The organism is Akkermansia sp. AE01SA01 (assembly GCF_036417395.1).
Taxonomy (GTDB): Bacteria; Verrucomicrobiota; Verrucomicrobiia; order Verrucomicrobiales; family Akkermansiaceae; genus Akkermansia.
In genome coordinates this window covers 1,166,008-1,178,471 of record NZ_CP143890.1, presented here as the reverse complement: position 1 = coordinate 1,178,471, position 12,464 = coordinate 1,166,008, and the positions used below count along the sequence as shown (strand labels likewise).

General features: G+C 55.0%; 10 protein-coding genes and 1 tRNA gene. 5 read left to right on the top strand and 6 right to left on the bottom strand.

The genetic code is table 11. The annotated features are described in order from the left end of the window. Window positions 1-23 precede the first annotated feature (23 nt). The gene (locus tag V3C19_RS04770; protein ID WP_295876981.1) at window positions 24-1,445 is read left to right on the top strand and encodes a GDSL-type esterase/lipase family protein; all 1,422 of its coding nucleotides are present in this window, start codon (window positions 24-26) and stop codon (window positions 1,443-1,445) included. A gap of 163 nt (window positions 1,446-1,608) precedes the next feature. Here V3C19_RS04770 and V3C19_RS04765 read toward each other — a convergent pair whose 3' ends face one another. From V3C19_RS04765 to V3C19_RS04740, 6 genes are all read right to left on the bottom strand, one after another. Beyond that, complete coding sequence (locus V3C19_RS04765; RefSeq protein ID WP_343203846.1) at window positions 1,609-2,997, bottom strand: replication-associated recombination protein A; 1,389 nt, start codon at window positions 2,995-2,997, stop codon at window positions 1,609-1,611. Window positions 2,998-3,189: 192 nt separating this feature from the next. Next, window positions 3,190-3,576: a hypothetical protein gene (locus V3C19_RS04760; RefSeq protein ID WP_295934388.1), complete on the bottom strand. Its 387-nt coding sequence runs from the start codon at window positions 3,574-3,576 to the stop codon at window positions 3,190-3,192. Between the two features lie 366 nt (window positions 3,577-3,942). Continuing rightward, window positions 3,943-4,869, bottom strand: coding sequence for an NAD-dependent epimerase/dehydratase family protein (locus tag V3C19_RS04755; RefSeq protein WP_295934390.1), 927 nt, complete (start codon window positions 4,867-4,869; stop codon window positions 3,943-3,945). Between the two features lie 29 nt (window positions 4,870-4,898). Continuing rightward, a complete protein-coding gene (locus V3C19_RS04750; RefSeq protein ID WP_130083494.1) occupies window positions 4,899-5,993 on the bottom strand; it encodes an aminoglycoside phosphotransferase family protein in 1,095 nt (364 codons plus the stop codon). A gap of 9 nt (window positions 5,994-6,002) precedes the next feature. After that, window positions 6,003-6,911 (bottom strand): sugar phosphate nucleotidyltransferase, encoded by a 909-nt coding sequence (locus tag V3C19_RS04745; RefSeq protein ID WP_162851510.1) that lies wholly within the window; start codon window positions 6,909-6,911, stop codon window positions 6,003-6,005. A 75-nt stretch (window positions 6,912-6,986) separates the two neighbouring features. Further along, window positions 6,987-7,691, bottom strand: a complete 705-nt coding sequence (locus tag V3C19_RS04740; protein ID WP_130083493.1) for a hypothetical protein — start codon at window positions 7,689-7,691, stop codon at window positions 6,987-6,989. 118 nt (window positions 7,692-7,809) lie between these two features. On the opposite strand from V3C19_RS04740, the gene V3C19_RS04735 reads away from it, so the two are divergent. From V3C19_RS04735 to V3C19_RS04720, 4 genes are all read left to right on the top strand, one after another. Then, window positions 7,810-8,502: a site-2 protease family protein gene (locus V3C19_RS04735; protein ID WP_130083492.1), complete on the top strand. Its 693-nt coding sequence runs from the start codon at window positions 7,810-7,812 to the stop codon at window positions 8,500-8,502. Window positions 8,503-8,543: 41 nt separating this feature from the next. Next, window positions 8,544-10,064 carry a proline--tRNA ligase gene (gene proS, locus V3C19_RS04730; protein ID WP_295934392.1) on the top strand — a complete coding sequence of 507 codons (1,521 nt, stop codon included), beginning with the start codon at window positions 8,544-8,546 and terminating at the stop codon, window positions 10,062-10,064. 568 nt (window positions 10,065-10,632) lie between these two features. Beyond that, window positions 10,633-10,707 (top strand) — tRNA-Gly (locus V3C19_RS04725). A 237-nt stretch (window positions 10,708-10,944) separates the two neighbouring features. Beyond that, window positions 10,945-11,484 carry a hypothetical protein gene (locus tag V3C19_RS04720; protein WP_295934394.1) on the top strand — a complete coding sequence of 180 codons (540 nt, stop codon included), beginning with the start codon at window positions 10,945-10,947 and terminating at the stop codon, window positions 11,482-11,484. The last annotated feature ends 980 nt before the right edge of the window (window positions 11,485-12,464 follow it).

The window sequence follows — 12,464 nt, the reverse complement described above, 5'->3', positions numbered from 1 at the left end:
AGACCCGTAAAAAGCGAATAGGTATGAAATCTTCATTATTCACCAGCTTGCTGATGTTCATGGCCGCGTGGGGAAATGCCGTTCCGGCCATGATACATCCGAATGCCACCGCGGTTGCCGCACCTGCCAGGGAATCCTCTTGGCAGAATATGAAGCGTCTGGACTTCACCGTAGCCGGACGCCCCGCCTTGGTGATCGTGCCGGACAAACCGCTTCCCGGCAATCCCTGGATTTGGAGAACGGAATTTTTCAACGCGTTCCCTGCGGCCGACATCGCGCTGGCGAAGAAGGGATTTCATATAGGCTACATCAACATGGAAAATATGTACGGCTCCCCTGATGCCATGAAACTGATGGATGCCTACCACAACTACATGACCAGGGAATACAGGCTTGATCCCAAACCTGTTCTGGAAGGCCTGAGCCGCGGTGCCCTGTTTGCCTTCAACTGGGCTTCGATGAATCCGGAAAAGGTAGCGGGCCTGTATGTGGATGCCCCCGTATGCGATTTCAAAAGCTGGCCCGGCGGCAAGGGTATCGGAAAAGGTTCTCCCGAAGACTGGAAAAGATTGTGCGAGGCCTACCGCCTGACTCCCGAACAGGCCATGGCTTACAAAAAGAATCCCGTCGATACGCTGCTCCCGCTGGCAAAGGCGGAAATTCCCATTCTGGCAGTGGTCGGAGATGACGATGACACCGTCCCCGTTTCCGAAAACACCGCCGTGGTGGAAAAGAAATACAGGAAACTGGGAGGACCTATCCATGTGATCCACAAGCCGGGTGTCAGCCATCATCCCCACAGCCTCCAAAATCCGGCGGCTATCGTCAACTTTGCCTTCCGGGCGGTAGGCGCGGTTCCTCCGGTGCGGGTTGTGTGCATCGGAGACAGCATTACCTTTGGGGCAGGCACGAACCGGGAGGAACGATGGTCCACCCGCCTCCAGAACGCCCTTGGTGGAAAATACGAAGTCTTCAACCTCGGCATCAGAGGAACCACGCTGCAAAGCGAAGGAGACAGCCCGTACGTCGTCAAAGACAACTACACGATTGCCCGGCAGATTGAAGGGGACATTATCCTGATCGCGCTCGGCACTAATGATTCAAAACCTGCCAACTGGAAAAATGCAGCCGTGTTTTCCAAGGACTATGAAGCAATGATCAAGGAATTGCGGGCCGGCAATCCGAAGGCTGAAATCTACTGTCTGCTTCCCGTCCCCGCCTATCCCGGAAACTACGGCATCCGTGACTCCATCATTAGGGAGGAAGTCATCCCGGCCATCAGAAAGGTGGCCGGAAAGACCAAATGCCCGGTGATCGACCTCTACACCCCGATGAAAAAAGAGGGAAGCAAAGTTCCGGACAAGGTGCATCCCAACGGGGCAGGACATGCCATCATGGCGCAGCATATCTACAAGGGAATCACCGGCAGGAACATGCCGGAATGAAAGCCCCCCCCTTCCCGAAAAAATCCGGAAAACCTTCCTGAAAAGGAAAAACATAAGGGCGGGAACAAAAGCGTTTCATTCCTTGAAAATACTCCGGAGCCTGCATAGGAAAACGGAGAAAAAACTCCCATTCTCACAGAAAGCGGATGCCTCGGCGCAAAACTTACTCCATTACCGGTTTCTCCGGCCCCTTTACGGCTTCTTCCGCCATTTTGCGGCGGTATTCCATTCGTTCGCTGATGCGCAATTCCATGCCGTTCCGGGTGGGCGTGTAGTACACGCGCCCTTCCGGCAAGTAGGCCTGCGGAACGTAATGTTCCGGATAATCGTGGGAATACAGGTATTCCAGACGGGCGGCGTCCGCCCCTCCGGCCGCGGCCAGTTTCTTGCGCGTGGGCGTCCGGAGATGCTCGGGCACGGCAAGTGTCTTGCCATTCCGCACGTCGTTCATGGCGGCATTGATCCCCATATAGGCGGAATTGCTCTTGGGAGCGGTCGCCAAATACACGGCAGCGTGAGCCAGGGGAATGCGGGCTTCCGGCATTCCGACCATTTCCGCGGCGCGGGCCGCATCTAGAGCCACGCGCAGAGCATTGGAATCTGCCAGACCGACGTCCTCCGAAGCGGCGATCACCAGCCGCCGCCCAATAAAACGGATATCCTCCCCCGCCTCCAGCATCATCCCCAGCCAGTACAGGGCGGCGTCCGGGTCGGAACCCCGCATGGACTTGATAAAGGCGGAAATCGTATCGTAATGGGAATCGCCCAGGCGGTCATACTTGATCGCCTTGCGCTGGATGGACTCCTCCGCCACAGACAGATCCACGTGGACGATTCCGTCATCCCCCGCAGGCGTGGAAAGCACGGCCACTTCCAGGGCCGTGAGAGCCTTTCTGGCGTCTCCGTCCGCCTTGGCGGCCAGATGGTTCAGGGCTTCCTCCTCCATGTCCACGCAGGACGCACCCAAGCCGCGCTCCGCATCCGCCAGAGCGCGTTTCAACAGGGAAACCAGTTCCTCTTCCGGAACAGGCTCCAGCGGAAACACCTGGGAACGGGAAAGCAGAGGGGAATTGATCGCAAAATAGGGATTCTCAGTCGTAGCGCCGATAAATCTGACGGTTCCTTTCTCCAGATGGGGAAGCAGCACGTCCTGCTGGGCCTTGTTAAAGCGGTGCAGTTCATCCACGAACAGCACGGTCTTGCGGCCATGCATGCTCATGCGCATCTGCGCCTGGGCGATGCGCTCCCGGATCTCGGCCACGTTGGACTCCACCCCGTTGAGCATCATGAAATGGGCGTTTGTCGTGCGGGCGATGACGGAAGCCAGCGTGGTCTTGCCGCAGCCGGGAGGACCGTAAAAAATCAGGGAAGTGAACCTGTCCGTTTCAATAGCGCGCCTCAGCAGCTTGCCGGGAGCCAGCAAATGCCTCTGTCCGGCCACTTCATCCAGGGAACGCGGCCGCATGCGCGCAGCCAGCGGCATGACGGACGTATCCGCACCGGGCTCAAAGCCCTCCCGGGATTCGGCCTCCTGTAAACTGAACAAATCCATCACCGACATGCTAGCAACAAACCCTACGCCGTGAAATGGGAAAGTCTGACTTGTCCGGCAAAAGGCACGAAAAGCCGCGCAGGCAATCGCAAAAAACACGGTGACCCCATTCCCGCACCCATGGCATAACGCCCCCGGCCATCTTCAAACGGAAATCCCCGCGTTCCCTATCCTCCCCGCTTTCCCCTTTCTTCAGAGAACGGACCAAGCCGCCAGCATGCAAACCATGCACGCCGGAGCAAGCAAACTGAACAGGAAAGCAGCTACGGCAACGGCCCGTTGCCTCACTTCCCAATACCGCAGGGAAGCTATCAGCATCCAGATGGGAAGAATGATCAAATGTACGAGGGCCAGAAAGCCCCATCCCAGCAAAATAAACATGCAGGTCCACGCACCTTCCGGGTCGCCCTCAGGAAGGCAGAGGCCGAACAGCCAGTCAATGAACAAAAAGGCGATGAATGCCGCAAAAGGAATCCAGCCCCAACTGGCTTCTTCCTTCCGACGGGCAAAGACCAGCTCCAGATAAGGGTTCTCCGCCACCAGGGCAGAATCAAATGTGAAATGACCTGAACCAAACATATTGTCAGGTTCTCTATTCGTTTGCCCCTTTCCTGTCAACGCTATTCAACGGCAAAAACGGGCCGTTTATTTCAACTATCCTTTTATCTAACAAATATTAAATATCAGGCATACTTACACTTCCATCCGCAGTAAAAACACATCGTCACATTTGCTGACCGCTCATTTTAAATACGTGAATATTCCTTTTTGGAAAACCTCTCTAATCATACCCACCACAGTAACAAATACGACTGAAGGACATAAATTGCGGCACACGGAAAATTTGTCATACAGGACCTAGCCTAAACGGAAAAACAACGGGGACCACCCCGCCGGATGCAGCGGAATGGTCCCCGGAAAATCAGAAATCAAAACCCCGGAAGCTTACTTGCCCAGAATGCCCTTGAAGTAGTCAAGGGTGGTGGCAAGACCCTCCGGCAGCGTATATCCGGGCTGCCAGCCGGCATTGCGGAGCTTGTCGGCACAGGCGCGGGAATGCTTCACATCCCCGGCGCGTTCAGGAGCGTGGAGCACCTTGGAGGAGGAACCGGCTGCCTTGATGATATTGTCCGCCAGCTCTTCAATGGTGATCTGTCCGCCGTACCCGGCATTAAACACGCCGGTCACTCCCGGATGCTCCGCCACGAAGGTGAGGGCCCCCACAATGTCCTTCACGTAAATGAAGTCGCGCGTCTGGGTTCCGTCTCCGTAAACGGTGATATCCTCCCCTTTCACGGCCTTCTCAATGAAGATGGGTACCGCGGCGGCATAGGCCCCCTTGGGGTCCTGCCTGGGGCCGAACACGTTGAAGAAGCGAACGGCGGCGGTGTTGATCTTCCCTTCCGAACGGAACATGTTGAGGTAATATTCCCCGTCCAGCTTGGTGATGGCATAGGGGCTCTTGGGTTCCGGGTACATGGTCTCCAGCTTGGGAACCGTAGGATTGTCCCCGTAGATGGCGGCGGAAGACGCCAGCACGATCTTCTTGACTCCGGCGGCGGACGCCTCTTCCAGCACATTCAGCAGGCCGTTGACATTGATATCAATGCATTCGCTGATCTTACTCATGGACTCGGGCACGGAAACGAGCGCGGCCATGTGGAAAATGTAATCCACGCCCTGCACGGCCTGGCGCACCAGTTCGCGGTCGCAAATGGAGCCTTCGATAAAAGTGTGCTTGAGGCCGTCCAGGTTCTTGAGGTACCCGGTGCGGAGATTGTCCAGCACGCGGATGTCCTCCGCCTTGTCCTGATAATGTTCCACGATGTGGGAACCGATGAATCCGGCGCCGCCGGTTACGAGAATCTTCATGATTATCCGATATAGGTTGAATGGTTTGCTTAATAACGGTCCACGACCGCCTTCATCTCGTCCATCTGCGCTTCAATGGACTCCACCAGGGCCATCTGCGTGCGGCAGCGGTCCAGGTTGTGTTCCGGGCGGTGGATCTTGAAATACACGTCCCCGGAAAGGTAGTCCGTCAGGAAGCGGATGCCGCACTCCATCGTCAGCAGCTTGCCGGAGAACGGAAGAAGGCTCTTTTCCAGAGGGGTCAGGAAGCTCTTGGCGGAGCTTACATAACCCTGAACGAGAGCTTCAAACATGAACATGCGCATGGTGACCTTGGAAATATCCTTTTCATCTTCCGCTGCGGGAGACGTAGCGGTGCGGATCATGTCCCCGAAGTCGTAAATGGCGGAACCGGGCATCGTGGTATCCAGGTCGATCACGCAGATGCCTTCCCCGGTCACGTCATCCAGCATCACGTTGTTCAGCTTGGTATCATTGTGCGTGCAGCGCAGGGGCAGTTCTCCGGACTTCAGGTAATCCACCACCAGGTGGCAGTCCGCCTCACGGGAAAGGTACCAGTCGATTTCCTTCTGCACCTCCTTCACACGGCCGAGCGGATCAGCCTGGATGGCATCCTTCAGGGCGGCCAGCCTGGAAGTCGTGTTATGGAAATCCGGAATGGTCTCAAACAGGGGTTCGCCGGGAAGGTCGGCCGTCAGCTTCTGGAAGTCGCCGAAGGCGCGGGCCGCTTCCACGCACTGCTTGGTAGTTTCAATCTGGTCGTAGGTCCGGGCGCGTTCGATGAACGGATACACGCGCCAGCAATTGCCGTCCGCATCCAGGGCGTAGGGCTTGCCGTCCACGGCGGGCACCAGCGTGAGGGTCCGGCGGTAGGCTTCCGGACAGTTTTCCTCCTTCAAACGCTTCAGGGCGTGGTCTGTCACGCGCTTTACGTTCTCCATCAGCGGAATGGGCTGTCTGAACACGTTATGGTTCACGCGCTGGAGAATATAGCGGATGCGCAGGCCGGCCTGGTCCACCCAGACGCAGTAGGTATCGTTGATGTGGCCGCTGCCGTAGGAATAGCCCTGGACGAAATCGCCCCGGAGGTCAAACAGGGAAGAAACAGCCTTGAGATCGTGCATTGCGGGAACTTAGTTGAGCTTTTCAGGGTACACGCCCTGCTTGATCAATTTGTTGATGCCTTCCACAACCATGGGCTTGTCATCCGGATAGGTGACGCCGAACCAGGTGGAGGTAGTAGGCAGAACCTTGCAGTCCGCCCGGTCCGCATGAATCAGGGCGTCCACCACGGTGGGAATGAAGCATTCGCTCTTGGGCTCCTGTCCGTATTCTTTCAGGAAGTCAATGAAACGGTCTTCCGTCAATTCGACAAAGGAGGGGGAGAAGAGCCAGAAATTCATGGACACCAGTTCTTCCGGATTCACGGGCAGGCGTTCGCCCTTCAGGTTATTCCCGCGCACCACTCCGTCTTCATCGGCCTGAATCTTCACGAACTCTTCCACACCGTCCAGCAATCCCTCCTTGATGGAGCAGATGCCGCGGTTCACGTCCCCGTTGTCGGACAGGGTATTCTTCAGCGGATACCCGATCATGCCGTAATGGGCCTTGTTCGGTTCATCCGTGGTGGAAGTCAGGAACTTGGCAGCCTGGACAAAAGCGTCCGCGCCGTAAAAATCGTCAGCGTTCACGACGGCGAAAGGCTCCTTCACCACATTGCGGGCGGCGCGCAGGGCGTGGGCGGTGCCCCAGGGCTTTTCACGGCCTTCCGGCACGGAAAAGCCTTCCGGCAGGTCGTCCAGGGACTGGAACGCATAATCCACTTCAATCTTGTCGGCAAATCGGCTGCCGACCTTTTCCTTGAACACATCTTCAAAATCGCGGCGGATGATGAATACCACCTTGCCGAATCCGGCGCGGATGGCGTCATAAACCGAATAATCAAGAACGACTTCACCATTGGGGCCCATCGGGTCAAGTTGCTTGAGGCCGCCGTAACGGCTGCCCATGCCAGCTGCTAAAACAAGAAGTGTAGGCTTCATAATACGCGGGCCATTATGACCAAGCCTCCCGGTTTGGCAACTGGAAAATGCCGGGAGAAGGGAGAAAATGCCCGGTCAGAAAGAGTAAGAGCACCAAAGCCCCAGCACCACTTTTTTAAAATCGTCGCGCCCGTAGCCGCAATACAATCCGATGAAAGGCTCCACCCGCAGCCCGGTGGACGCGCCCCACAGGAATCCTGTGCGCACCATCACCTCCTTCAGGCCGGTTCTGCCCATATAATCCTGAGAAAAGCCCAGGGACACCGTATTCACCATGGCCACGGACTCACACAGCAGTGGCTGCCAGGTAGCCGCCCACTCCGAATAAAATCCATCCTGCCCGGCATCGTAAAGCAGGGAACCGCGGAACGACCAGTCCCTCTTGGGATTCCACCTCAGCACCAGCCCCGGCTCAGCACCGCTCTTCAGGGGACAGGAATCATACCACTGCCCGTTGAGGAAGAAGCCGGCCGTACACTCGTCCGCCAGGTAATACTGGACCTCCCCGTGCAGGGAAGTCTGGTTGAAATTCCGACTCTGCCAGTTGCGGACGGAAAAAAGCTCCCCACTCATGGCCCAGGAATCAGACAGGGAAAAACCGCCGGAAATCTGCCCTTCCACAGAATTGTTCCCCATCTTCTCCCCCCGGTAAACGTAATGGGAACGGTAGCCGCCCAGCAACTCGCCGCCCATGCGTATGGGGGAACGCCCGTCCATCTCCGTCAGTGGCGGCGGCCCCTCGTAGCCCAGCGCCGCCAGCGCGGCACAGCACAGGATCATGGCAAAAAGCCTCATTCCATTCATTTAACACATTCGGGAGAGCCTTTCCAACGCCAAAACGGTGCATGCACATTCTCCGGGCTTGGCAAAAAGGGATTATGCCCTTACCCTCTCGCGCATGATCCACTTCACGCTGTTCGGGATACCTATCTATATCCGCCCCACATTCTGGATAGTGCTGGCCATCTTCGGCGGCATACTCGGCGTAAGCAGTGTGGAATCCCTCATTTACCCGGCCCTGTTCGTCATTGCCGGATTCATCGCCATCCTTTCCCATGAACTGGGGCATGCACTGGTGGGCCGCAAACTGGGAGGAGGCCAGCAAACCATTATCCTGGAACTCTTCGGCGGCGTGACCAGCAGCCACGGCATGCAGCTCACCCGCGCCGGACGTGTCCTGATGATTCTGGCGGGTCCCATGATGACGCTGATTCTGGGCGTCATCAGCATCCTGATTGCGTGGAATATCGTTGGTCCCGTCCTGACCGCCAACGGAAAGGACTTCTGGGATCTGGTGCTCTATCCCTACTTGGCAACGGCCGTCTCCCCCAAACTGTACATCCTCTCCTGCCTCATCATGATCGGCGAATGGTGGACTGTCCTCAATCTGCTGCCCATCTATCCCCTGGACGGCGGCCAGCTGGTCGCCCAATTCGTCCGCTCTCCCAAAAAAGTATTCATGACCGGGTTCATCACCTCCATCGTTATCGGCCTGGTCAGCTTCCAGCTCTTCCACGGCTACTTTATCCCCATATTCATGGCACTCTTTGCCTTCAGCAACTACCGGGAGTATAAAAACGCCCCCTTTTAATACATCCGCGGGTTCATCCCCACATCCAACATACCATCCATATGTCTCAACAAACTGCAATCACCCCCACCCGGACCCAGGACTTCCCCGAGTGGTACCAGCAAGTCATCAAGGGAGCCGACATGGCGGAAAACTCCGAAGTACGCGGCTGCATGGTCATCAAGCCGTGGGGCTACGCTATCTGGGAACTCATCCAGAAAGATCTGGACCAGCGCTTCAAGGACACGGGTCACACCAACGCCTACTTCCCCCTGCTCATCCCCATCTCCTATCTGGAAAAGGAAGCCGATCATGCGGAAGGCTTTGCCACGGAATGCGCCGTAGTCACCCACCACAGGCTGGAAGCCCAGAAGGATGAAACCACCGGAAAAACACGCATGATCCCTACCGGGGAGCTCACGGAACCCTTCGTCATCCGCCCCACGTCGGAAACCGTTATCGGCGCAGCCTTCGCGCGCTGGACGTCCAGCTACCGCGACCTTCCCCTCAAGATCAACCAGTGGTGCAACGTCATGCGCTGGGAAATGAGGCCCCGCATCTTCCTGCGTACCGCGGAATTCCTGTGGCAGGAAGGCCACACCGCGCATGAAACGCGGGAGGAAGCCATTGAAGAAACCCTCACCATGCACAAGGTGTACGAGGAATTCCAGCGCGACGTGCTTGCCATCCCCACCATTCCCGGAGAAAAAACGGAAGCGGAACGCTTCCCCGGAGCGGAACGGACCTACACCGTGGAAGCCATGGTGCAGGACCGCAAGGCCATCCAGGCGGGCACCTCCCACTTCCTGGGCCAGAACTTCTCCAAATCGCAGAACATCTGCTTTGCCGGACGGGACAACACCCAGCAATTCGCGTGGACAAGTTCCTGGGGCGTCTCCACCCGCATGATCGGCGCCCTGATCATGATGCACTCCGACGACGACGGCCTGATATGCCCGCCCCGCGTGGCCCCCCAGCAGGTAGTCATCATTCCCGTTACCCCCAAGGAAGACACGCGCCAGGCAATTCTGGACCACTGCGAGGAACTGGCCCGCACCCTCCGCGCCAAAACCTTCCACGGCCAGCCCCTCCGCGTGCTGGTGGACAGGCGCGACCTGGGCGGCGGCGCCAAAAAATGGGAATGGGTCAAGAAAGGCGTGCCCGTGCGCCTGGAAATAGGTCCCCGCGACCTGGAAAAAGGCTCCGTCTGCTTCCAGCGGCGCGACCAGGCCCCCAACGAAAAAACCTTCCTCCCTGAAACGGAATTGGCGGACACCATCACGGACATCCTCCAGAGCATTCAGGACACCCTGCTCAACAAGGCTGTTGCCTTCCGGGACGCTCACATCCGCCCCGCCTCAACACTCCGGGAATTGGAAGAAAACTTCTCCGGGGAAGGAGACGCAGACTGGCTGCAAGTGCCGTGGGACGGCTCTCCGGAAGAGGAGGAGGAACTCGCCAAACGCCTGCGCATTTCCATCCGCTGCATTCCTCTGGGAGAACTGGGCCACGGAGACCCCGCCCCGTGCATCCTCACCGGCCGCCTGACGGAACGCCGCGTCCTCTGGGCCAGAAGCTACTGACCCTCTCATAAAAACCATCCGCTTTCCCGGGACTGTTCCGCGGCCAGGTAAACAAGCCTTCCCGGAACAGTCCCGTTTTTCATGCTGCGGAGATTCTCCCACGCCCTCCGACACTTTGTTCAGAAAAACACTTCTATCGGATATCGGGCACCAGACCTCTCTATTTTTTAATCCCTTATAAAGGATAAAACCATAGACCTCTGGTTTACCTTCCTGAATGCCAATCTCCACCATTCTTGGAATGAGTGCATTGCGTGATAACAGCCAGGCGGAATCACCTATTCGTTCATGTCCACCTGAAAACCGGGGACGATCTGAACGCGACAGACACTTTGCTGACAGGGTTCCCCGTGAAATAGGAATAGTCTGGACAAGCAAACTCCCCTCCCTCTTCCTTCAAGATGCCTCTGATAAATATGGGAACTTCCATCCGCCACACGGCAAACGGTAATTTTCAGACAGCTTCCTGGGAAAAAGACGGACTTTTCTCTAAAAAAATCTTGCCAAATTCGAATCCCCATATATATTTTTTGCCACACGGACGCCGCAAGGCAACCGGTCATCCAAAGCGGATGTAGCTCAGGGGTAGAGCGCAACCTTGCCAAGGTTGATGTCGTGGGTTCGAATCCCATCATCCGCTCCATTTTTTCTTTTCCAACTTGTTCCTTCCGGGCAGTTTTTTTTGTGTGTTCATCTGCTGATTTTGATGCAGAGCTGAATCTCCGGGTTCTGCTGTGATTGGTGACGCATTCCGTAATGCCAATAGATCACGCTATGCCCATAATTCACTGAATCAGCAATGATCACTTATAAAACGTGTTGATTACTACTCTATCATTGATATAGTAAAGATGATTCTGGTTATTAGCGTTACTTCACCATGAATATATTATTGCCAATAAGCGCATGTTCTTTTCTGCTCTCCGCTCATCCTTCCATGTCGGCGGAAGAAAAAAGCATTTCTCCTCCTAGCGACCAGACCATCACGATTCCTGATTCCCTCGACGGCTACACGCTGACCATGACGAGCAAAAAGATAAAATACGTCCATATCAGCTTTTATACTCAAGCTCTTGACGATGGTGCAATCGTCAGAAATGGAGGAATTGGAGACTACTACGAAAAATATAAAGAACGTGTATCATATACTTCCGATTCCTCCTACAATGCCACGATCGTATTTTCCAAAGACCAACGGACAAAGGGGCAAGATTCAGAAAGTTATATTTGTGAAAAAATAGGAAAGGACAGATTGGTTATCAAATCCGTAAAGATAGAAAATGGTGTTCCTAGAGCGATTGAACCCTATTTATTCCTTTATTTTAAGACATCTGATGGGGGCAATGCTTATGTTTTAGAGGAAGAAAGTATAGGAGGAAACATCTCATTCATGCTGAAAAAATCTTCAGAAAAACAATAAACGGAAAAAGACTGCCTGAGACTGGAGCAACCCTTACGTTTGCTAAATCGGGAGGAAGCCCCCGCAGGACGATTTCCCATGCTTCAAGAAGGGAAACATGGAAAATCGTGTTATTGGGTTACGGTGTTTTACCCCGAAGGAATCTCCTGCACCCTTTCCTTGACCAAGAGGAAGAAAGACGCAATGCCGGAAAATAGTGGCACACTATTTTATCAGATAATTACCCGATAAATGCTCTCACGGCCGATTTGTTCAATGAATCGCCCTCCATCCAGATACGTCTTACAGACCTTGCCATCGTATAATCCTCATCCAGCGCTTCCCTACATTTGAAAAACCACCGGATTATATAACCTGTTCGGGCTACATTTCCATCCTTGGAGGACCCCACCAGCAACAACCATGCCATCGTACGGGCCGTTCTCTTGGTTTCTGCTTCTTTTTGGCTGTAACCAGACCTCCTTTCACCGATTTGGGTACAGACGCATTCGCGGACAGAGCTTTCGCCCCATAAAACAGCGTTACCGCCAGCCTCTCACAACAATTACCATCCACATTCATCATAAATCTTTCCATTTCTGATCAATTCCCCCTTCACAACAATGTAGACAAATGAGCCGGCTAAAAAAGGACGTGTTGCTTCTCTCCCGCAAGATAAATTCCGCAGCAAGTTGGGCCTTGCAGGCCAGCAGGATTTCTCGGTTAAAGCAGGATTGAAATTACTGAACGTGAAAATAGGCCGTGTTAATATACAATGTACCATGTGATTTATCCTCCGGGAGTACCAGCATGCAAGGGAGAAAATTTGAGCCAGCTACATCAGCCCCACCCAAATAAACTACTCCTTCTAAACATCTTGTTTTATTTTATAACATTCATTATATGTATCTCTCAAAATTGTTGGTATTGACATGTATCCTATGGATGAGCGGGGCCCAAGGTTCCTTCACCCGGGAGGCTGCGGAATCTGGGCAGAAAAA